Raw genomic sequence first — 22,911 nt, forward strand, 5'->3', positions numbered from 1 at the left:
CGCTACCCTAGGCGCCACCTGCGAGCCGAGGAGTCCACGACGTGCCGACCTTCACCGTCTCCGGGGCCGAACTCGACGTGGAGCTGAGCGACGAGGGAGGTCACCCCGTCGTCCAGTTGCACGGACTCACCTCCAGCCGTTACCGCGACCGGTTGCTCGACCTCGACCTGGGACGCGGCCTCAGCGGCACGCGGCTGCTGCGGTACGACGCCCGGGGCCACGGGCGCTCGACCGGCCGTGAGGTGCCCGAGGACTACCGGTGGCCGGTCCTCGCCGACGACCTGTTGCGGCTGCTGGACGCCTGGTTTCCCGGCGAGCGGGTGCACGGCGTCGGCCCGTCCATGGGGACCGGCACGCTCCTGCACGCCGCGGTGCGTGACCCGGACCGGTTCAGCAGCCTGACCCTCCTGGTGCCGCCCACGGCCTGGGAGACCCGAAGCGCCAAGCAGGCGGACTACCTCAAGGCGGCTGACTTCGTCGAACGCGAGGGCTCGGAGGCCTTCGTACGCATCGGACGCGCAGTCGCCAGGCCACCGGCCACGCTGGGTGCGCCGGAAACGGTGCCCGACGTGGCTGATCACCTGTTGCCGACCGTGCTGCGGGGGGCCGCGGTCAGTGATCTTCCGGACCCGGAGGTCATCGCAGGTGTGGACGTCCCCACCACGCTGTTGGCATGGACCGAGGATCCCTCCCACCCGGTCTCCACCGCGCAGGCTCTGGTTGACCTGCTGCCGCGGGCGACGCTGGAGGTGGCATCGACCCCCGACGAGGTGGCCCGCTGGCCCTCGATCCTCATGGCGGACGTCCGTCGGACTGCTGCTCGAATCTCCTGACCGCAGTCAGGGGCGGTCGACGCCGTGCCTTCGCGCTTGCAGCTCACGCACCCGGCTGCTCAGCTCGCAGTCGGGGCCGGCGATGGGGATGTGTGGGGTCACGACGTGGATCGGCAGCGGGACGACCGGACCCGGGACGACTCCCCAGCGGCGGTACCACTCGGTGAGCTGCGCGCTGCTGCTGGCGAAGACGATCCGGCCCAGGCCCACCCAGGCATGGGCGGCCGAGCACATCGGGCAGTGCTCCCCGGAGGTGTAGACGACCGCGTGCGCCCGCTCCTCGGGGGTCAGGTGCTCAGCGGCCCACCGGGCGATCTCGAACTCCGGGTGCCTCGTGCGGTCGCCGCTGGCGGTCCGGTTGCGGTCCGCGAACCTCTCGGTGCCGTCGGCGTCGACCAGGACTGAACCGAAGGGTTCGTCGCCGGCGTCCAGCGCCTCCGCTGCCAGGTCGACGCAGCGTTCGAGGAAGCGGCGGTCCTGCTCGGTGATCACGCTGGGGTCTGGCATGGGATCCACCCAATCACACCCGGCTCAGCCGAACTCGATGATCTGCCGCACCGCGTGGCCGTCGGCCAACTCGTCCATCCCGGCGTTGATCTCGTCGAGGCGGATGGTCGAGGAGACCAGCGACTCCACGGGCAGGCGTCCGCTGCGCCACAACTCGACGAAGCGAGGGATGTCGCGCGAGGGGACCGCGGAGCCCAGGTAGGAGCCGATCAGGGAGCGACCTTCGGCGACGAGGCCCAAGGGGGAAACCTGGATACGGGCATCCGGGTGGGGGAGCCCGACGGTGATGGTGCGACCGCCGGGTGCGGTGAGGCCGATCGCGGTCTCCAGCGCCGCCGGATGGCCCGCGGCCTCGATCACCACGTCGGCCTTGAGATCGACGGCCTCCTCAGGCGTACGCGTCTCGTGGACCCCCAGGTCACTGGCCCACGTGAGTTTGTCGCCGAGCCGGTCGACACCCACGACCCGTACGTCGTCGTACGCGAGCGCGGTCAGGGCGGCCGCCATGCCCACGCCACCGAGGCCCACGACGGCGACGGTCTGGCCGGGGAGGGGTCGCCCGACGTTGAGCACGGCGCCGCCGCCGGTGAGGACCGCACAGCCCAGGAGGGAGGCCACCACCGCAGACACGTCAGCGGGGACCGGCACCACCGAACGGCGGTCCACCACCGCATGGGTGGCGAACCCGGAGACGCCGAGGTGGTGCAGGACCGGCTCACCGTCGCGGCTCAGCCGGACGTCGCCATTCATCAGGGTCCCGGCCCCGTTGGTGGCCGAGCCCGGCAGGCAGGGGGTCAGTCCGTCGGTGGCACACGCCGCGCAGTCGCCGCAGCGCGGTAGGAAGGTCATCACGACGCGCTGGCCGGGCTCGATGTCACCGGAGCCGATCTCCACGATGCCGGCCGCTTCATGGCCCAGGAGCATGGGGACGGGGCGTACGCGGTTGCCGTCGACCACCGAGAGGTCGGAGTGGCAGAGCCCCGCGGCCTCGATGCGTACGAGCAACTCACCGGGGCCGGGCTCGGCCAGGTCCAGCTCGGTCACCGTCAGCGGCGCCGAGGAGGCGTACGGACGGGGGAGGCCGATGGTGTCGAGGACCGCTCCACGAATCTTCATGGGTCCACCCTGCACCGACCTGAGAGGATCAGGCCATGGCTGATCTCACGAGCAGTGACTTCCCGATCCACTGGCCGGTGTCGACGCGGTGGAGCGACAACGACATGTTCGGCCACCTCAACAACGCGGTCTACTACGCACTCTTCGACACCGCGATCAATGCCTGGATCGGCACCACCTGCGACATCGACCCGATGGAGGCGCCCTGGCTCGGGGTGGTGGCGGAGTCGGGATGTCGCTACCTGGCCGAGCTCAAGTTCCCCGACCCGCTCGTCGTGGGGATCTCGGTGACCCGACTGGGCAAGAGCAGCATCACCTACCGCCTGGCGCTCTTCGAGGAGGACGGCCCTGTGGCCGCCGTCGGCACCTGGGTGCACGTCTACGTCGACCGTGAGAACCGCCGCCCGATCCCGATCCCCACCGAGGTCAGGTCACTGGTCGAGAGGGCGCTCGTCTGAGTCCTGGGGGCGCAGCCAGTGACCGAGGTCGGCGTCGGTCATCAGTTGACGAGCTTCGGCCTCCCGGTCATCGGGGACCAGCACCCGCATGGGGAAGGCCATGATGGCGCCCTCGAGGGAGCTGATGTTGCGATCGGCGACCTGGAAGGGGATCGCCGCGTCGTCGAGCAGCCCCTCGATCAGGGGGACCATCGCGACGTCGGTCGTTCGGATCAGCTCTGCCATCTGAAGTCTCCTCATCTCGGCCCTGTCGAACTCGGGTCTGTCCAACTCGGCCCAACTCGACTCTGTCCAAGAGGGTACTGGACCACATAGTGTCCAAAATCACAGGCGAGCCGCTACGAAGGATCCGGGCTCCCTGCCTCTCGGGAAAGGAACGATCCTCGTGCGAACCACGACTGCCGGGTTGAGCCTGGCACTGATTGCGGGAGCAGGCCTGATGGCCATCCCGACGGCTGGGGCCGCACCGGCCCCCACCCCGGGCGCTGCGGGCGAACCCCAGAGCGCCAACTCCAACCATGTCCTGCCCAACCCCAAGGCGGAGAAGCAGGTCTCGCTGAGGCAGAACGCCTGGGCCGACGTGCTCAAGGGGGAGGCAACTCCTCGCACCATCAGCGGCAACTCGGTGCTGAAGGTGGGACGCGAGCCCGTCAACCGCAGGGTCAATGCGCGGGGCCGCCGCGGCACCGCCACCCAGGACCAGTACGTCGAACTCTCCAACGAGCGCACCGACAAGGTGTTCGTCTTCCTGGTGGAGTTCGGCGACCAGCGGCACCCCAACTACCCGGATCAGGACACCTCGCCCGACACGGCGGGTCCGGTTCGTTACGACGGGCCGTCCTTCAACGAGATCCCCGAGCCCGGGCCCCAGGACAACACGACGCAGTGGCGCAAGAGGTACTCCAAGCAGTACTACCGCGACCTCTACTTCGGCACCGGCAGGGGAGTGGAGTCACTCAAGACGTACTACGAGCGCCAGTCCTCCGGTCGCTACAGCGTCGAGGGCATGGTCACGGACTTCACGGTCGTCCCCTACAACCAGGCACGGTATGGCCGCAGCGACGGATATCCGTGTGCGTCCAACGTCTGCAGCAACACCTGGAACATCGTCTCGGACGGCATGGACCAGTGGTTCGCCGACCAGAAGGCCGCAGGCCGGACCGACGCCCAGATCAAGCAGACGGTGGCCCAGTACGACATCCGGGACCGCTACGACTTCGACGGTGACGGCAACTTCGACGAGCCCGACGGCTACATCGACAGGTTCCAGATCATCCATGCCGGGGGTGACCAGGCCGACCGGGACCCCATCTACGGGGAGGACGCGATCTGGAGCCACCGGTGGAAGGCCTTCCAGAACGGCGACGGGGTCTTCGGTCCCGCCGACAACCTCGACGGCGGGCACCAGATCGGCAACACCGGGATCTGGGTGGCTGACTACACGATCCAGCCCGAGAACGGGGGCCTGTCGGTCGTTGCCCACGAGTACGGCCATGACCTCGGGCTACCTGACCACTACGACACCGCTGCGGCGGGCGACAACCCGGTCAACTGGTGGACCCTGATGGCACAGAGCCGCGTCTCGGCTGCCGGCGACCAGGGCATCGGCACGCGTGCCGCCGATCTGGGCGTCTGGGACAAGCTGCAACTCGGCTGGCTCGACTACGAGACCGTCGTCGCCGGTCAGAAACGGACGATCAACCTCGGTCCCCACGAGTACAACTCGAAGAAGCCACAGGGTGTGGCCGTGGTGCTGCCCGACAAGTCGACCGACACCGCACTCGCAACCCCGCCGGAAGGGACCAAGCAGTGGTGGAGCGGCCAGGGCGACGACTATGAACCCTCGATGTCCCGGGCGGACCTCGCGATCCCAGCGGTGGGAGCGACGCTGAGCCTCAAGGCGCAGTACAACATCGAGAAGGACTACGACTACGCCTTCTTCGAGGTCGAGGTGCCCGCCGGCAGCGGGGAGTGGACCCAGCTCCCGACCACGGCGCTCGACCCCGACGCCGACGCCGACTTCGACGAAGTGGGGATCGACGGGGTCAGTGACGGCTACGTGTCGATCTCCTACGACCTGACGCCGTACGCCGGACAGACGATCGGTTTCCGGGCCCGCTACCGGACCGACGGTGCCGTTCAGGGTCAGGATCCTGACCTGGGATGGTCCGGTCTGTTCGTCGACGACATCGTGGTCACGGACAGTGGGGGTGAGGTGGTCTTCGCCGACGGTGCCGAGAACCCGCCCAACGGCTGGGACCTGGACGGTTTCACGTCGGTGGGCGGCACGATCACCGCGGTGACGGACCGGTTCTACCTGGCGAGCAACCGGGCGTACGTCTCCTACGACAAGTATCTCAGGACCGGTCCGTACAACTTCAGTTTCCCGGACCGGCCCAACTTCGTGGAGAAGTTCCCGTACCAGAACGGCCTGCTCGTCAACTACTGGGACGCGTCCTACTCGGACAACAACACCAGTCAACACCCCGGTGAAGGACTGGTCCTTCCGGTCGACGCCCATCCTCGGGTGATCTTCAACCTGCAGGGCGAGGCCTGGCGTGGTCGGATCCAGACCTACGACGCCCCGTTCGGCCTGGAGCGGGCGGATTCGTTCCACCTCACCTCGGACGGGCGCCGGAGCTACATCCGGGGGGCCAAGGCCAATCCGTTGTTCGACGACTCGAATCCCAACCGCTACTTCCAGCCGTACGTGAACGGAGGCCAGCCCCGCACGGGCGTCAAGGTCGCTGGAGTGGGGGTGAAGATCCGCGTGCTGAAGCAGAACGGCACCTCGATGCGGATCAGGGTGCGCTGATCTGAAGGCATCCGCCAGCAGGACGACGAGGGTCGGGAGCAGTACGCCCGGCCCTCGTCGCCTTCGAGTTCGTCTCGCCCTGCCCTGCGAGCCCGGGTCAGGGGTCAGCGGGCACGGGTGACGGTGACGCTCGTCGTCCTCACGAGGGGCCCGCCGCATGCCTTGGCCCCCAGGTCCGGGGCACCCGTGACCCGGACCCGATCGCCCACCTCCAGGTCCTTGGTCTGGTCGCCGGTCAGTGTCCACGTGATCGAGTTGTCGTCGCGCACCACGACGCAGTCGCCCGTCCGGATGATCTCCCCGCTCACCCGGATCTTCTGCTTCCCTTCGCTGGGTGGCGTCCAGGTCCGTGAGCGGGTCGGTGTGCTGGTCGTCGGACGAGGCTCCTCAGTGGGAGCGTCCTCGTCGGTGTCCATCCCCTGTCCGCAACCGCTCAGGACCGCTGTGGCCACTATGAGGGCGATGCCCCACCTCGGAGTGCGCCGACGCTCGGATGTCGGACCGCGCCCGACCGCGCAGCCTTTCTGTGAGGCACCCATCGCAGAGGTGAGCGAACGCATGGCGGTACTCCCGGTCAACTGATCAATGTTCCAGTTTCCTCCTCGCGAGACTGGGAGGCAATGCCCTCTCGCGACCCGCCCCCTTCCTCCTGAGGGCTAGCCTCGCCGTGTGAACCGCGACGAGCAACGAACCCTGCCTCACGTGGCGCTCTCCATGCGTGCCCACAACCGCGAGGCCCTGCACCGCACCGACGGTGACTGGCTGGACGAACAGTGGGCGCTCGAGTCGACCCGGGTCATCGTCGTCAGCGGCGGTCGTGTCGCACCCGGCACCTTGGAGGCGCGCTGGCTCACCCCCGCCCAGGCAGAGCAACTGGCTCCCGGAGCCGAGCGCATGCTGCTCGGCCACCGCGACGGCGGCACACGCTTTGCCCTGTTGGCGTCCCGGGAGGACGTCGTCGGGGGCACCGAGTCCTGGGTGGGGTTGCGGGGCCTCTGGGACCTCTTCGCGACCGGCGACGACCGGGCTGCCGACGAGGCGCCGTGGCTCTTCCACGCCATCGGACTGGCGGAGTGGCGCCGAGCCACCCGGTTCTGCCCGCGTTGCGCCGGTGCCCTGAGTTCGCGGGCAGCCGGCCACGAACTCGTCTGCCAGGACTGCGGGCGCTCGCAGTTCCCGCGTACTGACCCCGCCGTCATCATGGCAATCACCCGTGGTGAGCCCGGCAGTGACGACGAGTCGGTCCTCCTGGGCCGCCAGGCCGCGTGGCCAGCCACCCAGTGGTCCACCCTCGCTGGCTTCTGCGAACCGGGGGAGACACTCGAGGACGCGGTGCGGCGCGAGACGTACGAGGAGACCGGCGTACGCGTGGGGGAGGTGTCCTACTTCGGCTCGCAGTCGTGGCCGCTGCCGTCGAGCCTGATGCTCGGATTCACCGGCCGCGCCACCAGCGACGAGATCCATGTCGACGGTGCCGAGATCGAGGACGCCCGTTGGTTCACCCGCGGCGAACTGCGCGACGGGCTGGTGGAAGGGAGCGTGACCGTGCCGCGCAGTGTCTCGATCTCGGCGTCGCTGTTGACCCACTGGTACGGCGAGTCGCTGCCCACCGCGCCTGCCTGATCAGACCAGGTCAGGCCAGGGAGGCGAGCTTCTCCTTGACATCCCGCAGTGAGGGGTTCGTCTGGGAGCTGCCGTCGGCGTAGACGAGGGTGGGCACGGTCTGGTTGCCGCCGTTGGCCTCCTCGACGATCTTGGCGGCCTCCGGGACCTGCTCGATGTCGACGATCTCGAAGGGGATGCCCTCGCGGTCGAGCTGGCTCTTGAGGCGGTGGCAGTAGCCGCACCAAGGGGTGCTGTACATCGTGAAGGTCATGGATCCAGTGTCCTGTTCGGCATCGGGGATGTCTCCCCTGACAACTGTTCGGGTGGGCGCGTTGTTCCCACCCCTCACAACGCCAACGCCATGAAGACCGAGTTGGGGTCCTCCGTGTAGTGACCGAACGGCTGGCACTGGATGAACCCCGCCTTGGAGTAGAGCGCCCGCGCCGGTGCGAAGAAGTCCATGCTTCCCGTCTCCAGCCAGACCCATTCGACCCCACGTGCGCGGGCGTCGCCCAGGACATGGGCCAGGAACTGGGTGGCCAGACCCTGACCACGCCGTCGCGGTTCGGTCCGCATGCTCTTGAGTTCCTCGTGTCCCGGAGCCAGCGGTGCCAGCGCCGCGGTGCCGACGATCCCCGTGTCGTCGTGGGCGACCCACAGGCGTACGCCCGGTGCCTGCAGCCCGCCAAGGTCGAGGGCGTGCCGACTCTCGGCGGGGGCAGTGGGAGCCAACTCGGCGAGATGCGCCCCGAGGAAGTCGGCCAACAACGGATCGGCGAAGTCGGCTCGTCGGATCCGCGGAAGCATGCACGCATCGTGCCTGTTCGATGTTGCGTCCGTGTTGCGGCGCGTGGGCAACGGCGTGGGGGCCGTCACCGGGCCGGGTGTGTCGTCCACAGGGCGTCGGCGAGGTGTCCCCGGTGGCGTCTAGGCTCGACTCCTCACCTGACAGCACCCCAAGGAGCCCTGCCTTGACCCCCGATGCCCTGCTCGAAGCGCTCGACCCTGAGCAGCGACGGGTGGCTGAGACGCTGCGCGGACCGGTACGGGTCCTCGCCGGTGCAGGGACCGGCAAGACCCGCGCCATCACGCACCGCATCGCGTACGGCGTGGCCACCGGGGTCTACCAGCCCACGGAGGTCCTCGCCGTCACCTTCACGGCACGGGCGGCTGGTGAGATGCGTGGGCGACTCCGGGCCCTGGGGGCCGGTGGGGTCCAGGCGCGTACGTTCCACGCGGCGGCGCTGCGGCAGTTGCGCTTCTTCTGGCCCCGCGTCCACAACCGCGAGCTGCCCGATCTCACCGAGTCCAAGCTCGGCATCCTGGCCACCGCCGCGAGGCGACAGCGACTGGCTCCTGACCAGGCCCTCCTGCGTGACCTGGCCTCCGAGATCGAATGGGCGAAGGTCTCCAACGTCTCCCCGGACAACTACGCAGTCACCGCGATCCGTCGCGGACGCAGCGTGGGCGAGATCGATCCCACGACCGTCGGTCACGTCTACGACGCGTACGAGGAGGTCAAGCGCAGCTCGGGGCGGATGGACATGGAGGACGTGCTCCTGTGGAACGCGGGCCTGTTGGCTGACGACGAGCGGGTCGCTGCCCAGGTCCGCCGTCAGTACAAGTGGTTCGTCGTCGACGAGTTCCAGGACGTCTCGCCCCTCCAGTCGGCGTTGCTCGACCTGTGGCTCGGCGGACGCGACGAGATCTGCGTCGTCGGTGATCCGGCCCAGACGATCTACTCGTTCGCCGGGGCCGATGCCGACTACCTGCGCCGTTTCACCGAACGTCACGAACGGGCGACGTCCATCGAGTTGGTCCGCAACTACCGATCGACCCCGCAGATCATTGCCGCTGCCAACACCCTGTTGGCCGGATCACCCAGCAAGGGCGTCGAGTTGCGTGCCCAGCGTGCGGCCGGGCCGGAGATCCACGCTGCTGGGCACAGCGACGAGGTCGCGGAGGCGACTGCGGTGGCCGAGCAGATCGCGCAACTCATCTCCGGTGGGTTGGCGGCCAGTGAGGTCGCCGTCCTGACCCGGATCAACGCCCAGTCCGAGGCGTTCGAGGACGCGCTGGCGGCCCGCGGGGTGCCGTACGTGGTCCGCGGCGCTGCTCGCTTCTTCGATCGCGGGGAGGTGCGCAAGGCCGTCACCCTGTTGCGCGGCACGGCCCGCTCCGGCGGCTCGGACGGCGACATGCTGGAGACCGTACGGGCCACCCTGTCCGGGATGGGTTGGTCGACCACCGCCCCCGCGACGCGCGGCAAGACGCGCGACCAGTGGGAGTCCCTGCAAGCACTCGTGGACCAGTCGGTCGCCTTCGCCGCCGAGCACGGAGGTGAGCAGGCCGACCTGGGCTCCTTCGTGGACGAGTTGGACCGCAGGGCCTCCGAGCAGCACGCTCCGGTGGCCGAGGGCGTCACCATCGCGACGCTCCACACCGCCAAGGGACTCGAGTGGGACGCGGTCTTCCTGATCGGTCTCGTCGAGGGCACCCTGCCGATCATCTATGCCAAGACCCCTGTCGAGATCGAGGAGGAGCGCCGACTGCTGTACGTCGGCCTCACCCGGGCCCGGACCCACCTCTGGCTCAGTTGGGCGTACGCCCGCAATCCCGGCGGCCGCGGCAACCGCAGTCGTTCGCGCTTCCTCGACGCGTTGGTCGGCGAGGGGCAAGACGAGAACGTCGCCGGTGTCCGGGGCAAGAAGAAGGGGCCGGCCAAGGGTCGGCACTGCCGCATCTGCAAACGCCCGTTGAGCACGGCGGGGGAGAAGAAACTGGGCCGCTGCGACCTCTGCCCGGCGACCTACGACGAGGACCTGTACGAGGAGCTGCGCGCCTGGCGCAAGGCCAGGGCTGCGATCGACGAGGTGCCACCCTTCGTGGTCTTCAGTGACACAACGCTCCAGTTGATCGCGGAGCACAAACCGCAGGGTGAAGCAGCCCTGCTGCGGATCTCCGGGATCGGCCCGAAGAAGATCGAGCAGTACGGCGAGGACCTCGATGGGCTCCTCTCGGAGCACGCCTGAAGACGGCCACGAAGAAGTCGTACGAGAACTTCGCAATAAATCGTTTGCCCCGGCGATGCGGCAACCGCTACTTTCATCCAAGACCTGTTGAGACGCGCACCACGGCCCTGACAAAGCCGGCGCCACTGATCACCTGAGGAGGTGGACCCATGGAGAACAACACCAACACGATGATGACGGCCACGCAGCCGTCGTTCGTCGCGCCGTCCTTCGCGGCAGCCGTCCGCCTCCGTGAGGCTGCCACCACGCATGGTGCCGCGAATGCTGCTGCTGCCGTATGGACCGACGCCGCCGTCATGGTGGTCAAGGTCCGCCGCTGCGTCGTCGCCATCATGCGTGCCATTCCGGGACCTGTCGTCTGGAGTCCACCGGCCTGTTGAGTCATCACAGGTCGATCTCCAGGCCGCGGATCCCACACCGGGATCCGCGGCCTTTTGCTTGCCCGGCCCGTATGACCACCAGTTTCTGAGTAGACAAGCAAGGAGAGGAACACCGTGACCGTCAGTGTTCTCCACCCGACGCAGACCCCGTGCCGGAGCAACGACCCTGAGTTGTGGTTCGCCGACACGCCGGCCGAGGTCGAGCGGGCCAAGAGCCTGTGCGGGGGCTGTCCCTTCCGGGAGAGCTGTCTCGATGACGCCCTCGCCCGGAGTGAACCGTGGGGCGTCTGGGGAGGCGAACTCCTCCTCCAAGGCGTCGTGATCCCACGCAAACGACCCCGAGGGCGTCCCCGCAAGGACCAGACCCGCCCGTCCCCACCCGTACGACAACTCTCTGCGTGACCCATCGAGCGGAAAGGCTTGACCATGTTGATCAGTGAAGAAATCGCACGCACCACCTACGCCGACCGCTTGGCGCAGGCCCGGGCAGACCGGCAGGGGCACCGTCTCGCGGCTGCCCGCCGCCTGAGCCGCAAGGCCGAACAGGCTGCGCTGCGGGCCCGACTCGCCCTCGCTCGGGTCATCTGAGTGAGTGGGGGGCCTCAGCCGGTCAGCTCGTCCCCCCAGCAGCACCCACAGTGCGGGTGTCGCGGCCAACGCTGTTCCTCGACGCCCAGGTGTTCGTCGTACCAGAGCGACGCCGACCACGCCCGCGGCTGACGCCCCTCTGCCCACGAGCAGAGGTCGGCGGTGGCACTCAACAGGGCCTGGTGCACCAGCAGGGGTGACAGGTCGTCCGGGGGGACGGGGGCCGGCGTGGCTGGACGGTGGCCCGGATCCTGCTCGCTGACCCACGCATCCACGCAGCGCAGGCAGGCAGTCGCTCCCGGCATGACGAAGGGACCGACGCGCACCCGGGCGTCCAGGACCGAGACGAAGAGGGTCGGGCGGTCCGCACTCAGGGCGAGGTCGTGCTCCTCGCGCGGTGGTTCGCCGAGGGAGATCACGAGCCCGACGTCGGCGCTGCTGTCGTTGCGTGCCTGCGCGAGCCCTCCCTCGCGCAGGAGAGTCTCTGCGAGCGGACGCCACTCCTGGGGACTCCGCAGCGAGATCTTGGTGTGCGCCCGGGCCTCGGTCAGCAGCCGCTCCTCGGCGATGTCCACGACCAGGCCCGCCCCGTCCAAAGCGTTGAGGACCGACGCGGTCGTCGGGTTGTGCTTGACCCGACCGTTCTGCAGCTGCTGGAGCAACAGTCCGATGGAGGTGGTGTCCGGGAGCAGGACCCGTCTGGCAGGGTCGCTGCCCACCTGGAGCAGCCCGTCACCACGTGGAACGGCGCCGACGCCCTTGCGGAGGCGTACGACACGAGGCGGTGGCGAAGTCATGGACCCAGAGTGGCAGCCAGCGCAGCCACGCCGCGGCGCTCATCCACAGGGCTGTGCGCTCCCGCCGGGCGCCATCGCAAGAACGGCGCCACCCCGGTGAGGGGTGACGCCGTTCTCGAGAACCGCTAGGGGGCGTGTGTCACGCCTTGCCGAGGATGCGGTTGAGGTTGGTGCTGCAGACGGGGCAGACGGCCTTGGCCATCCGGGTGCCCTTGTCATTGACCTTGACCTCGCCTGATGCCTCGCGCTTTTCCTTGCACTTGACGCAGTAGAACTCGCCACTCCAGGTCTCCGCCATGACGGCCTCCTTGATGTTGGTGTGTCTCGGTCGTCGCGACGGGGATTCGGGGAAGCCCGCCGGATTCCGGGGCTCTACGCCTCGGACCTTGGAAACACTACGACACACTCACGCCTGAGCGTAGGCGGCACACCGTTCCCCGCGAGTCGCGACTACTGCTGCGTAGGCTTCGGCCATGACTGACGCGACCCTGCAACTGACCCATCTTCGTCTGGAGCGCCGTGGCGACGGGGTCGCGGTACTGACCCTGGACAACGCCGGTCAGCGCAATGCGATGTCAGACGAGATGACCGAATCGTGGGTCCGCGCCGTCGATCATCTGGCCGGTGACAGGTCGGTGCGAGCGGTCGTCGTCACCGGTGAGGGCAGTGCATTCTCGTCCGGCGGCAACCTCGACTGGCTGGCCAGCGAGCCCGACGCAGGTGTGGACGCACTGCGTGAGCGAATGCTGCCCTTCTACCGTGCCTGGCTCTCGATCCGCCGCCTCGAGGTGCCGACGATCGCAGCGATCAACGGCCCCGCCATTGGTGCCGGGCTCTGCATGGCGTTGGCCTGCGACCTCCGGTTCGCCGCCGAGAACGCCAAGATGGGTGTCCCGTTCCTGAAGCTCGGACTGCACCCCGGGATGGCCGGGACCTTCCTGCTTCCCGAGGTCGTCGGGCTCGCGGCGGCGCGCGACCTGTTCCTCACGGGGCGGATCGTGGAGGCGTCCGAGGCGCTCTCGATGGGCCTGGTCTCCCGGGTGATCGCAAGCGGGGCATTCCTGGACGAGGCAGTGGCGGCCGCCACCCAGATTGCAGCCAACGCCCCGATCGCGACCCGGCTCACCAAGTTGGCGCTCCTGGACGGGGGGCACGCGACCTTTGACAGCGCGTTGCAGTGGGAGGCGCTCGCCCAGCCGGTCACCTTGGCCACCGATGACCTGCAGGAAGGGATCAGGGCGGTGCAGGAGAAGCGGGCTCCCCGCTTCGGCGGCTCCTGAGGCGTCCCCACCTGTGGACAAACCTGTGGAGAGGGTTGTGCAGTGATTGCTTTCTCGGTGCACAACTCACCGCGACATCGGGACGGAGTGTGCACAACCGACGGCGCCCCACTCCCGCATCGTGGCCTGAGCAGCGAAGATGGACGGATCGATCCTGTGGAGGAGGAAGATCGGTGACGAGGAGTCCCCACGACCCTGACGCGTACGACGCGGGTCCGGTCGCCGCGCTGCGCGAGATCGCGTTCCTGCTGGAACGAGCTCGCGAGGACACGTACAAGGTCAAGGCGTACCGCACGGCGGTCGCCACGATCCTGCCGCTGTCTGCCGAGGAACTGGACGAACGCGTCGAGGCCGGCACGCTCACCTCGCTGCCGGGGATCGGGGCCAGCACGGCAACGGTGATCGAGGCCGCCGCACGAGGCCAGCTGCCCGAGCGCCTGGCGCGGGTGCGCGCCGATCACGGCGGTCCCCAGGTCGAGGGCGGGAAAAAGATCCGAGCTGCCCTGCGCGGCGATCTGCACTCCCATTCCGACTGGTCGGACGGAGGTTCGCCGATCGAGGAGATGGCCTTCACCGCGATCGAGCTGGGTCACGAGTACCTGGTCCTCACCGACCACTCGCCGCGTCTCAAGGTGGCGCGCGGCCTCTCCGCCGAGCGTCTGGCCCGTCAGCTGGAGGTGGTCGAGGCGGTCAACGCGCACCTGTCCGGCAGTGACTTCACCCTGCTCAAGGGGATCGAGGTCGACATCCTCGACGACGGTGCGCTCGACCAGAGCGAGGAGATGTTGGCACGACTCGACGTCAGGGTCGCCAGCGTCCACTCCAAGCTCAAGATGGAGTCGTCCGCGATGACCCGCCGGATGGTAGCTGCGATCGCCCATCCGCGGATGAACGTCCTGGGTCACTGCACCGGGAGACTGGTCACCGGGGCGCGGGGGACCAGGGGCCGGAGCGAGTTCGATGCTCGCGCCGTCTTCGAGGCCTGTGCGACCCACGACGTGGCGGTCGAGATCAACTCGCGACCCGAACGTCGGGACCCGCCCACCGCGCTCATCGAGTTGGCCCGTGACATCGGGTGTCTCTTCTCCGTCGACAGCGACGCCCACGCTCCCGGGCAGCTCGACCTGCTCGACCATGGTTGTGCCCGGGCCGAGGCCGCCGGGATCGACCCCGAGCGAATCGTCAACACGTGGGAGAAATCGCGTCTTCTGGAGTGGGCCAACCCGTAGGGTCCGTCGTTATGGAGGGGGAGCCCGTCGAGCCGATCGAAGTGCGCCGCAGCGCGCGGCGTCGTCGTACGGTCTCTGCCTACCGGGACGGTGACAAGGTCATCGTCCTGATCCCTGCCTCGATGAGCAAGCGCGAAGAGCGCCGCTGGGTCGACGAGATGCTCAAGCGGTTGGCGCGCTCCGACGCACGCACCCGCCCCAGCGACGAACAGTTGGTGGCGCGGGCCGGCCAGCTCAACGACGAGTTCTTCGGCGGTCTGGCCCGGGCGAGCTCAGTGCGCTGGGTGGACAACCAGAAGTCGCGGTGGGGATCGTGCACGGTGAGCGACCGCTCGATCCGGCTCTCCTCACGTCTCCAGGGGATGCCGGCGTGGGTCATCGACTACGTGCTGGTGCACGAGCTGGCCCACTTGCTGGTCCCAGGTCACGACGAGGAGTTCTGGGCCTGGGTCAACCGGTTCCCCAAGGCCGAACGGGCGCGGGGGTACCTTCTGGGCTGGTCGGACGCGGCGGAGGTCGAGCGCCCCAGCAGCGAGGACGCCGACTGAGCGGCGCACTTGCTCACTTGTGGTGTTCCGACGGCTCACGGACGACTGGCCCACCGCGACCGGCTCACCGACGACTGGCCCACCGCTCGCGGGCCAGCGAGACCAATGCATGCATGTCGTCCTCGAGCCCTTCGGGCAAGGCGTTGACGGACCACCACCGCACGTCCAGGGACTCGTCACTGGTCCGGTGTGCTGAATCGTCCGGGCCTTCGGGGGCCAGCGCGGTGAAACGTACGTCGAGGTGGTGCACCGTGCCGCGTGGGTCACAGAAATCGACCTCGTGCAGGTCCAGTTGCACCGGCACCGGATCGATGTCGAGTCGCTCCAGCCCGGACTCCTCCAGCCCTTCGCGCAGGGCAGCGCCGACCAGGGTGGTGTCGGCAGGCTCGCAGTGGCCCCCGAACGCGAACCAGCGCTTGGCCTTGCCGTGCAGGTTGAGCAGCACATGGTCGAGGTCGGGGGAGAGCACGATGACCCCGGCGGTCAGGTGGTCGGGGAAACAACTCCGCTCCATGCCGTCGGGGTGGGCGTGCAGGTGGGTCAGGTAGTTGCTGCGCAGGTGCGACTGCCGCCCGGGGGGCGGATCCCACGCGGTCAGGCAACGCAGGGCGTCAGCGTGCAGGGTCACGCTCAGTCAGTCGTCGGGTCGGTGGTGGGGTCGGCGGGCGGTTCGGCGGGGGAGTCGGGGTCGCCCAGCAGGTCCCGCAGGCCTGCGTCGAACTCCTCGTCGCTCAGGGTCGTGGCCTCCGCGCCCTCGCGGAATCCCAGGGGATCGTCGAGGTCGGCCGCTGTCGGCAGCAGGTCGGGGTGCATCCAGACGCCGTCACGGGCCTCGGTGCCCTGACGGGTCCGCAGCGAGCCCCACAGGGTGGAGGCGTCACGCAGTCGGCGAGGACGCAGCTCGAGGCCGACCAGGGAGGCGAAGGTCTGCTCGGCGGGTCCGCCGGCGGCGCGGCGACGACGTACGGCCTCGGCGAGCTTCGAAGCGGCAGGCATCCGGGCATCGGCAGCCTGGCCGACGACCTCGTCGACCCATCCCTCGACCAGGGCCAGCGTCACCTCGAGCCGCTCCAGTGCGGCCTGTTGGGCCGGCGAAGTCTTCATGTCGAAGAGCCCGCCCTCGAAGGCTTCCTGCATGGCGGCCATGTTGTTGAGGTCGAGCCCACGCATCTGTTCCTCGATGCCGGCGGTGTTGATCTCGATGCCGGCGGCGTAGTCGGCGACCGCGCCCACCAGGTGCTCGGAGAGCCACGGGACGCTGGCGAAGAGACGCTGGTGGGCGGCCTCGCGCAGGGCGAGATAGAGCAGGACGTCGTCCTCGCTCACGTCGAGACCGTCGGAGAAGGCGGTGATGTTGGCCGGGATCAACGCGGCGCGACCGGGGGAGGCGAGGGGAATGCCGACATCGGTGGCCCCCCACACTTCGCCGGCCAGACCACCGAGCGCGGAGCCCACCTGGTTGGCGACCATCGAGCCGGTGAGCTGGCGCAGCATGCCGATCAGGGGACCGGCCAGGGCGCGGGCCTCTTCAGGCAGGGCTTTGCTGAGGGTCTCGGCCGCAGAGCCGGCCATCGGTTCGACCAGGGTGCGCCAGGTGTCCGCGGTCTCCACGACCCACTCGGCACGGCTCCACGCGGTCGCGGAGATCACCGCGGAAGGGAAGTCAGTGGTCTCGTCGAGCCAGTGGTCGGCGAGTCGTACGGCATCGGCGACCGCGTCCTTCTGCCGCTGGGAGGGCGAAGGGTCGCTCTGCTGGGCGATCGTCCGGCGTGCGATGTCAACCGCCTGGTCCCAGTTGATCGGACCTTCATGGGGCGTCATCATCCGTTGCATCTGCGCCATGAGTGCGCTCAGGTCGGGCATGCCGCCCGGCATGCCCTTTCCGCCGCCCATGGCACCGAAGATCTGCTCGAAGGGCGTGCCCTTGAACGGATTCTGGTCGCCGTCGTCGTCGCCGTGACCTGCGTTTCCGGGGGTCTCGTTCATGTGTCCGAGCCTACGCGTCGGACGGTGAGGGTGAGGTGAGCACACCTGCCTACACTTCACGCCATGAGCGAGCGCGACGTCGTACGTCTGGTCGAACTGCGGGAGAGTCCGTTGGAGGTGGGCGAGGTCGTCGGCGCCCTGGAGGACCGGCGGGCGGGAGCGTTGACCCTCTTCGTCGGTCGAGTGCGGGACCACGACCACGGGCGCGGGGTGTCCGGGCTCGACTACTCCGCCCATCCCACCGCCGTGGCACGGTTGGAGGAGGTTGCGCGACGGATCGCGGCCGATCACGACATCCTGGGGCTGGCTGCGGTGCACCGCACCGGCACCTTGGAGATCGGTGACGTCGCCGTCATCGTCGCCACGACCTCAGCTCACCGTGAAGTCGCCTTCGCGGCGTCCCGAGACCTGATCGACACCCTCAAGAACGAGGTCCCGGTGTGGAAGCACCAGCGGTTCGACGACGGCGACGAGGAGTGGGTCGGGACCCCCTGACGCGATCGGCCCGACAGAGGGGTTGCTCCGGCGTGGGGGACACAGGTGTGCCGTTCGAAGTCCTAGCCTGTGCTGGTGGAGATCCTGTGGTGGCTGGTGCCCAGCGTCGCTGTCGCCGTCGCGGCGATGGTCTGGGTCGGTTGGCTGGGACGCGAGGGCCGCGGCGAGGTCGACCGCGACGTCGCCCTCACCCGACTGACCAAGGCGCTCGAGCGCGAGTACGCGACGCCCGGTCGCCCCGACGTGCGGGTCCGGGACCGCAGCACCGGGATCGCGGTCCGGCCGACGCGCGAGAGCAGCGCCGTGGACGGTTCGACCCGACCCTCCCGCTGACTTGCGTTGTTTGAGAGGGTTGCACCATGAGTCAGCGGACCCTTGCGGGCATCCTTGCGTTGCCGCTCGTGGTTGCACTGTGGATCGTGGCGGTCGTGGCGCCCCTTCCCTACATCGTCTATTCACCCGGCATCACCCAGGACGTGTTGGGTGAGGGCGCCGAGGGCGAGATCGTGCAGGTCGCCGACGAGGAGACGTTCCGCACCGACGGAGAGCTGATGCTGACTGCGGTCTACGTGACCCGCCCGGCCAGCAAGGTCAACCTCTTCGAGGTGATGGGTGCGTGGTTCGACCGGGACAAGGCCGTGCTCCCGTATGACGCCGTCTACGCGCCCGACCAGACCCGCGAGGACGTCGACATCCAGGGTGCGGTGGCGATGGCCTCTTCCCAGGACGTCGCGGCCGCGGTGGCGTTGAAGGCGCTGGGCCGCGAGCCCTCGCCCGCCGTCGAGATCTACCAGGTCCGCGAGGGGTTCCCGGCGCAGGGCAAGCTGGAGGTCGGTGACGTGCTCGTCAACGTGGCCGACACACCGATCGTGACGCCCCAGGACGTCGTGACCGCGGTGCAGTCGGTCCCTGCCGGAGACCCGATCGACTTCCGGGTCCGCCGCGACGGCAAGGACCTCTCGGTCGCGGTGACCCCCCGTGACGTCGACGGGACCTCGATGATCGGCATCACCCCGGGGGCCGGCTACGACTTCCCCTTCGACGTGGACATCAACGTGGACCCGAACATCGGCGGTTCCAGCGCCGGTCTGATCTTCGCGATGGCCATCTACGACACCCTCACTCCCGGGTCGTTGACCGGTGGCGGAGCCGTCGCCGGCACGGGCACGATGGCTCCCGACGGCGCCGTCGGTCCGATCGGGGGGATCGCCCAGAAGATCGCCTCGGCGCGCGACGACGGCGCCGAACTCTTCCTGGTCCCCGCTGCCAACTGCGACGAAGCCCTCGGCGCACGCAACGGCGACATGCGGCTGGTCAAGGCCACCAACTTCGACGACGCACTCGCGTCGGTCAAGACCTGGGTCGACGACCCGGACGCTGCACTACCCAGCTGTGAGAGGAACGCAGACAAGTGACCCAGGAGCCCTCAGAAGGCACCACCCTCCCCGACCCCGCACTGGCCTCGGCCGTGCTCGAGGTGGAGGCCCACGTCGGACGCGAGGGCTGGGACCAACCGGCCCGCCTCTACGCACTGGTCGACACCCACCGCTTCATCGCGGCCGAGCCGCAGATGGCCGAGATGATGGGCCTCGCCGAAACGGCCGTGCCCGGGTCACTCACCGCGATCGAGCAGGAGCAGTACAACGCGGAGAACCCGATCGAGGAGGCGCTGGAGACGATCGTCTGGCCGCCCACGGTCGACGGGTGTGCCGTGGTGATCGAGCGCCTGGTCCTCCCGCCTGAGGTCGACGAGGAGATCCCCACCGACCCCACCGAGGCTGCTGCCTTCGCTCGTCAGCACCCCCTGCGCCAAGAGGTACGGATGGTGGCCGGTGCCACTCGTACCGGCTCGACCTACTGCGCACTGCGACTCAAGGCCCACGACGACGAGCAGTCCGTCGTGGACGGGACCGACCTGGTCCCCGGCCTCATCGAACTTGTCCTCGGCACCCTGCGCGAGGTCGACGAGAATGGAGAGACCTCATGAGTGGTCTGTTCGGGCCTCCGGGTCCGCCCGGGGCCGCTGCGCCCGCGCCGCCGCCCCCGCCCGCCGCGCCGCAGAAACGCTCCCGCGCGCTGGTGATCACGGCTGCGGTCCTGCTCGTGGGATTCCTGCTGCTGAGCGCATTCTCGTCCTTCTGGACCGAGCGGGCCTGGTTCGGTGCGGTCGACTTCCGCGGTGTCTTCGACAAGTTGATCCTGACCCGGGTCGGCCTCTTCCTGGTCACGGGCCTGCTGATGGGTGGCGTCGTCGCCCTCAACATGTACCTCGCCTTCCGGTTCCGTCCGCTCTTCAGGCCGTCGTCGCTGGAGCAGGACAACCTGGACCGGTACCGCCAGGCCATCACCCCGGTGCGGGGTTGGGCGCTGGCGGGCATCGCTGCCCTCATGGGTCTCTTCGCCGGCGCCTCGGGCGCCGGTCAGTGGCGTGAGTTCACGATGTGGCTCAACTCCGAGCCCTTCGGCACCAAGGACCCCTTCTTCGACCGCGACGTGGGGTTCTACGTCTTCGACCTCCCGTGGTTGCACTTCATGGCCGACTTCGTGCTCGCCCTGGCGATCGTGGGCCTGTTGGCTGCGGTGGTCGTGCACTACCTGTACGGCGGCATTCGTCTCCAGGCCCAGCGCGACCGGTTGAGCCCGGCCGCCCAGGTCCAGGTCTCGGTGCTCCTCGGCATCGCGGTGCTCGCGAAGGCTGCTGACTACTGGCTGGACCGCTTCGACCTGCTCGCGGAGAGCGGCTCGCTGATCACCGGAATGAACTTCACCGACGAGAACGCGGTGCTCCCGGCGAAGAACATCCTGATCGGTATCGCTGCGATCTGTGCAGTCCTCTTCTTCCTCAACGTCTGGCGCCGCGGCTGGGTGCTGCCCTCGGTCGGTGTGGCGTTGCTGGCTCTCTCCGCCGTCCTGATGGGCCTGCTGTGGCCCGGTGTGGTGCAGCGTTTCCAGGTTGCGCCGAACCAGCCCGACAAGGAGGCCGCCTACATCGAGAAGAACATCGCGGCGACGCGTGCGGCCTATGACCTCGACGACATCGAAGTCTCTCGATACACCAGTGCCCCCGACCTGGGGACGGCTCTCGCCTCCCTGGAGACCGGCACCTCCTCGGTTCCTCTGGTCGACCCCAAGCTGGTGAGCCAGACCTTCGAGCAGCAGCAGCAGGTGCGTGCCTACTACTCGGTCGCGGAGGTCCTCGACGTCGACCGCTACGAGTTCGACGGGGAGGAGCGCGCGGTCGTCCTCGGTGTCCGCGAGCTCGACCAGACGGGTCTCGCCGCCGGCGACCAGAACTGGTCCAACCTGCACACCGTCTACACCCACGGCACCGGCATGATCGCCGCCTACGCCAACCAGCGCCCCGGTGACAACCGCAACCAGGCCGAGTCGATCCAGTGGGCCGAAGGTCAGCAGGCCGACCAGAAGGCGCTCAGCAATCTCGGTGACGAGCCGTACGAGCCACGCGTCTACTTCGGTGAGCTGAGCCCGTCGTACTCGATCGTCGGCAAGGAGAACGAGGAGTCGAACAGCGTCGAGCTGGATCTCCCCGGTGCCGAGGACGACGAGGGCGCGAGGCCGACCACCACGTACGACGGGACCGGCGGGGTGCCGGTCGGCAGCGTCTTCACGAAGCTGCTGTACGCGGTCAAGTTCGGTGAGCCGAACTTCCTGCTGTCGGGCCGGATCAACCAGAACAGCAAGATCCTCTACGACCGCAACCCCCGTCAGATGGTGGAGAAGGTCGCGCCGTGGCTGACGGTCGACTCCGACCCCTACCCGGTCGTCGTCGAGGGTCGGATCCAGTGGGTCCTCGACGGATACACCGTCACCGACAAGTACCCCTTGTCGCAGAAGGAGTCCTTCGAGGAGATGACCGACGACTCCCTGCAGGATGCGCCGGCCTTCCAGACCCTGCCCACCGACGAGGTCAACTACATCCGCAACGCGGTCAAGGCGACGGTGGACGCCTACGACGGGACCGTGAAGCTGTACGAGTGGGACGAGCAGGACCCGATCCTGAAGGTGTGGCGCAACGTGTTCCCCGACGCGGTGCTCGACAAGGACGAGATCCCCGAGGCGCTGATCCCGCACCTGCGCTATCCCGAGGACCTCTTCAAGGCGCAGCGCTTCCAGTTCGCCCGCTACCACGTCACCGATCCCAAGGACTGGTACGCCGGCAACGACCGGTGGGAGGTCCCCGAGGACCCCAACTCCCAGGGCAGCTTGCAGCCGCCGTACCGGCTCTTCGTCAACCCCCAGGGGGACGAGGACCCGAACGCCGAGCAGCAGTGGTCGCTCACCTCGGTCTACGTGCCGCGTGAGAAGAACAACCTGGCGTCGTTCGTCTCGGTCAACTCCGACGCCACGAGTGAGGACTACGGCAAGATCCGGGTCCTGCAGCTCTCCGACGAGCGGACCAACGGTCCGGCTCTGGTGGCCAACGAGATCGCCTCCGACGAGGACGTCCGTGACGAGATCTTCTCGTTCACCCAGGGTGGCATCAACCCGCAGTACGGCAACCTGCTCACGCTGCCGGTCGGCGACGGTCTGATGTACGTGCAGCCCCTGTACGCACGCCGGGACGCCACCGAGTCCAGCTACCCGATCCTGAGCTTCGTGCTCGTCTCGTACGGCGGCAGGGTCGGCATCGACACCACCCTGCGCGGCGCCATCGCGGACGTGCTCGGCGTCGAGGACGAGCAGAACGAGGAACCTGCCGAGCCTGCCGAACCGGCCGAGCCCGGGGGCGCGGAGGAGCCGGCCGAGCCGACCGGCTCGGTCAACGACCAGATCCGTGATCTCCTGGCCGAGGCGGAGACCGAGTTCGAGGCCGCCGACGAGGCGCAGCGCGAGGGCGACACCGTCGCCTGGGCCGAGGCGATCGAGAAGGCCAAGGACCTGGTCAACGAGGCCGTGGAGCTCTCTGGATCCTGAGGAAACACCCCGATTAGGTGGGCAGACAGCCGTCAGGTAAAGTTCTGTTCACCGACGCGGGGTGGAGCAGCTCGGTAGCTCGCTGGGCTCATAACCCAGAGGTCACAGGTTCAAATCCTGTCCCCGCTACAAAATGTCAGGCCCGGATCCTCAGGATCCGGGCCTGACTGCATTGCGGGGCCAACTGCGGAGTCGACCCGCGGGGGAGCCATGAGTCCTCCTCCATGTCGGCGGCCGGGCCCTCGGTCGATGGGCCTCGTCGAGCCGCTCCTCATGGCACCGGCACCCAGGACGCCGGAATCGAATC

The 22,911-nt window shown here is 68.5% G+C and carries 26 protein-coding genes and 1 tRNA gene; 17 read left to right on the forward strand and 10 right to left on the reverse strand.

Going from position 1 to position 22,911, the window contains the following annotated elements; genetic code table 11:
• The first annotated feature begins 41 nt into the window (after positions 1–41).
• Entirely contained in the window at positions 42–833 is a 792-nt protein-coding gene (locus DNK52_RS14655) for an alpha/beta fold hydrolase (RefSeq protein WP_110241779.1), read from the forward strand.
• A gap of 6 nt (positions 834–839) precedes the next feature.
• Here the strand turns inward: DNK52_RS14655 and DNK52_RS14660 are convergent, their stop codons facing one another.
• Both DNK52_RS14660 and DNK52_RS14665 read right to left on the reverse strand, forming a co-directional pair.
• Positions 840–1,340, reverse strand: a complete 501-nt coding sequence (locus DNK52_RS14660) for a nucleoside deaminase (RefSeq protein ID WP_110241780.1) — start codon at positions 1,338–1,340, stop codon at positions 840–842.
• Positions 1,341–1,364: 24 nt separating this feature from the next.
• Entirely contained in the window at positions 1,365–2,456 is a 1,092-nt protein-coding gene (locus DNK52_RS14665; protein ID WP_110241781.1) for an alcohol dehydrogenase catalytic domain-containing protein, read from the reverse strand.
• Between the two features lie 35 nt (positions 2,457–2,491).
• On the opposite strand from DNK52_RS14665, the gene DNK52_RS14670 reads away from it, so the two are divergent.
• Complete coding sequence (locus DNK52_RS14670; protein ID WP_110241782.1) at positions 2,492–2,914, forward strand: acyl-CoA thioesterase; 423 nt, start codon at positions 2,492–2,494, stop codon at positions 2,912–2,914.
• Here the strand turns inward: DNK52_RS14670 and DNK52_RS14675 are convergent.
• Complete coding sequence (locus DNK52_RS14675; RefSeq protein ID WP_110241783.1) at positions 2,888–3,139, reverse strand: putative signal transducing protein; 252 nt, start codon at positions 3,137–3,139, stop codon at positions 2,888–2,890. The two genes, DNK52_RS14670 and DNK52_RS14675, sit on opposite strands and share 27 nt — an antisense overlap.
• 160 nt (positions 3,140–3,299) lie before the next feature.
• Here DNK52_RS14675 and DNK52_RS14680 point away from each other — a divergent pair, with 160 nt between their 5' ends.
• On the forward strand, positions 3,300–5,729 hold the full coding sequence (locus DNK52_RS14680; RefSeq protein ID WP_239455685.1) for an immune inhibitor A domain-containing protein: 2,430 nt from the start codon (positions 3,300–3,302) through the stop codon (positions 5,727–5,729).
• A gap of 104 nt (positions 5,730–5,833) precedes the next feature.
• Here the strand turns inward: DNK52_RS14680 and DNK52_RS14685 are convergent, their stop codons facing one another.
• Positions 5,834–6,145: a DUF5818 domain-containing protein gene (locus DNK52_RS14685; protein WP_110241785.1), complete on the reverse strand. Its 312-nt coding sequence runs from the start codon at positions 6,143–6,145 to the stop codon at positions 5,834–5,836.
• 253 nt (positions 6,146–6,398) lie between these two features.
• Between DNK52_RS14685 and nudC the strand changes: the two genes are divergently transcribed.
• Positions 6,399–7,352 (forward strand): NAD(+) diphosphatase, encoded by a 954-nt coding sequence (gene nudC, locus DNK52_RS14690; RefSeq protein WP_239455692.1) that lies wholly within the window; start codon positions 6,399–6,401, stop codon positions 7,350–7,352.
• Between the two features lie 10 nt (positions 7,353–7,362).
• Here the strand turns inward: nudC and DNK52_RS14695 are convergent, their stop codons facing one another.
• Together DNK52_RS14695 and DNK52_RS14700 are read right to left on the reverse strand one after the other, a co-directional pair.
• Positions 7,363–7,605 carry a mycoredoxin gene (locus tag DNK52_RS14695; RefSeq protein WP_204163565.1) on the reverse strand — a complete coding sequence of 81 codons (243 nt, stop codon included), beginning with the start codon at positions 7,603–7,605 and terminating at the stop codon, positions 7,363–7,365.
• Positions 7,606–7,679: 74 nt separating this feature from the next.
• On the reverse strand, positions 7,680–8,141 hold the full coding sequence (locus DNK52_RS14700) for a GNAT family N-acetyltransferase (protein ID WP_110241786.1): 462 nt from the start codon (positions 8,139–8,141) through the stop codon (positions 7,680–7,682).
• A gap of 164 nt (positions 8,142–8,305) precedes the next feature.
• Between DNK52_RS14700 and DNK52_RS14705 the strand changes: the two genes are divergently transcribed.
• From DNK52_RS14705 to DNK52_RS16195, 4 genes are all read left to right on the forward strand, one after another.
• Entirely contained in the window at positions 8,306–10,366 is a 2,061-nt protein-coding gene (locus tag DNK52_RS14705; RefSeq protein WP_239455694.1) for an ATP-dependent DNA helicase UvrD2, read from the forward strand.
• Positions 10,367–10,515: 149 nt separating this feature from the next.
• Entirely contained in the window at positions 10,516–10,746 is a 231-nt protein-coding gene (locus DNK52_RS14710) for a hypothetical protein (RefSeq protein ID WP_110241788.1), read from the forward strand.
• Positions 10,747–10,860: 114 nt separating this feature from the next.
• On the forward strand, positions 10,861–11,148 hold the full coding sequence (locus tag DNK52_RS14715; RefSeq protein WP_110241789.1) for a WhiB family transcriptional regulator: 288 nt from the start codon (positions 10,861–10,863) through the stop codon (positions 11,146–11,148).
• Between the two features lie 24 nt (positions 11,149–11,172).
• Entirely contained in the window at positions 11,173–11,334 is a 162-nt protein-coding gene (locus DNK52_RS16195; RefSeq protein ID WP_204163566.1) for a hypothetical protein, read from the forward strand.
• Between the two features lie 14 nt (positions 11,335–11,348).
• On the opposite strand, the gene DNK52_RS14720 is transcribed toward DNK52_RS16195, so the two are convergent.
• Both DNK52_RS14720 and DNK52_RS16200 read right to left on the reverse strand, forming a co-directional pair.
• Positions 11,349–12,131 (reverse strand): TOMM precursor leader peptide-binding protein, encoded by a 783-nt coding sequence (locus DNK52_RS14720; RefSeq protein ID WP_110241790.1) that lies wholly within the window; start codon positions 12,129–12,131, stop codon positions 11,349–11,351.
• A 139-nt stretch (positions 12,132–12,270) separates the two neighbouring features.
• Positions 12,271–12,429: a DUF5679 domain-containing protein gene (locus DNK52_RS16200; RefSeq protein ID WP_188113260.1), complete on the reverse strand. Its 159-nt coding sequence runs from the start codon at positions 12,427–12,429 to the stop codon at positions 12,271–12,273.
• A gap of 175 nt (positions 12,430–12,604) precedes the next feature.
• Here DNK52_RS16200 and DNK52_RS14725 point away from each other — a divergent pair, with 175 nt between their 5' ends.
• The 3 genes from DNK52_RS14725 to DNK52_RS14735 all read left to right on the forward strand — a co-directional run bounded on the left by DNK52_RS14725 (position 12,605) and on the right by DNK52_RS14735 (position 15,188).
• Positions 12,605–13,411: an enoyl-CoA hydratase/isomerase family protein gene (locus DNK52_RS14725; protein ID WP_110241791.1), complete on the forward strand. Its 807-nt coding sequence runs from the start codon at positions 12,605–12,607 to the stop codon at positions 13,409–13,411.
• A 173-nt stretch (positions 13,412–13,584) separates the two neighbouring features.
• Positions 13,585–14,640, forward strand: coding sequence for a PHP domain-containing protein (locus DNK52_RS14730; RefSeq protein ID WP_110241792.1), 1,056 nt, complete (start codon positions 13,585–13,587; stop codon positions 14,638–14,640).
• 11 nt (positions 14,641–14,651) lie between these two features.
• On the forward strand, positions 14,652–15,188 hold the full coding sequence (locus tag DNK52_RS14735) for a M48 family metallopeptidase (RefSeq protein ID WP_110241793.1): 537 nt from the start codon (positions 14,652–14,654) through the stop codon (positions 15,186–15,188).
• A 64-nt stretch (positions 15,189–15,252) separates the two neighbouring features.
• Here DNK52_RS14735 and DNK52_RS14740 read toward each other — a convergent pair whose 3' ends face one another.
• Entirely contained in the window at positions 15,253–15,816 is a 564-nt protein-coding gene (locus tag DNK52_RS14740; protein WP_110241794.1) for an NUDIX hydrolase, read from the reverse strand.
• A gap of 2 nt (positions 15,817–15,818) precedes the next feature.
• Positions 15,819–17,174, reverse strand: coding sequence for a zinc-dependent metalloprotease (locus DNK52_RS14745; protein WP_110241795.1), 1,356 nt, complete (start codon positions 17,172–17,174; stop codon positions 15,819–15,821).
• A gap of 63 nt (positions 17,175–17,237) precedes the next feature.
• Here DNK52_RS14745 and DNK52_RS14750 point away from each other — a divergent pair, with 63 nt between their 5' ends.
• The 6 genes from DNK52_RS14750 (at position 17,238) to DNK52_RS14775 (ending at position 22,733) form a co-directional block, all read left to right on the forward strand.
• Positions 17,238–17,669, forward strand: coding sequence for a molybdenum cofactor biosynthesis protein MoaE (locus tag DNK52_RS14750; RefSeq protein WP_110241796.1), 432 nt, complete (start codon positions 17,238–17,240; stop codon positions 17,667–17,669).
• A 75-nt stretch (positions 17,670–17,744) separates the two neighbouring features.
• A complete protein-coding gene (locus DNK52_RS14755; RefSeq protein WP_239455695.1) occupies positions 17,745–18,002 on the forward strand; it encodes a hypothetical protein in 258 nt (85 codons plus the stop codon).
• A 26-nt stretch (positions 18,003–18,028) separates the two neighbouring features.
• Entirely contained in the window at positions 18,029–19,084 is a 1,056-nt protein-coding gene (locus DNK52_RS14760) for a YlbL family protein (RefSeq protein WP_110241798.1), read from the forward strand.
• Entirely contained in the window at positions 19,081–19,656 is a 576-nt protein-coding gene (locus DNK52_RS14765; RefSeq protein WP_110241799.1) for a PPA1309 family protein, read from the forward strand. The genes DNK52_RS14760 and DNK52_RS14765 overlap by 4 nt, the downstream gene beginning before the upstream one ends.
• Positions 19,653–22,604 (forward strand): UPF0182 family membrane protein, encoded by a 2,952-nt coding sequence (locus DNK52_RS14770; RefSeq protein ID WP_110241800.1) that lies wholly within the window; start codon positions 19,653–19,655, stop codon positions 22,602–22,604. The genes DNK52_RS14765 and DNK52_RS14770 overlap by 4 nt, the downstream gene beginning before the upstream one ends.
• A gap of 55 nt (positions 22,605–22,659) precedes the next feature.
• Positions 22,660–22,733 (forward strand) — tRNA-Met (locus DNK52_RS14775).
• Positions 22,734–22,911 lie beyond the last annotated feature (178 nt).

Source organism: Nocardioides gilvus (assembly GCF_003194605.1).
Lineage (GTDB): Bacteria > Actinomycetota > Actinomycetes > Propionibacteriales > Nocardioidaceae > Nocardioides > Nocardioides gilvus.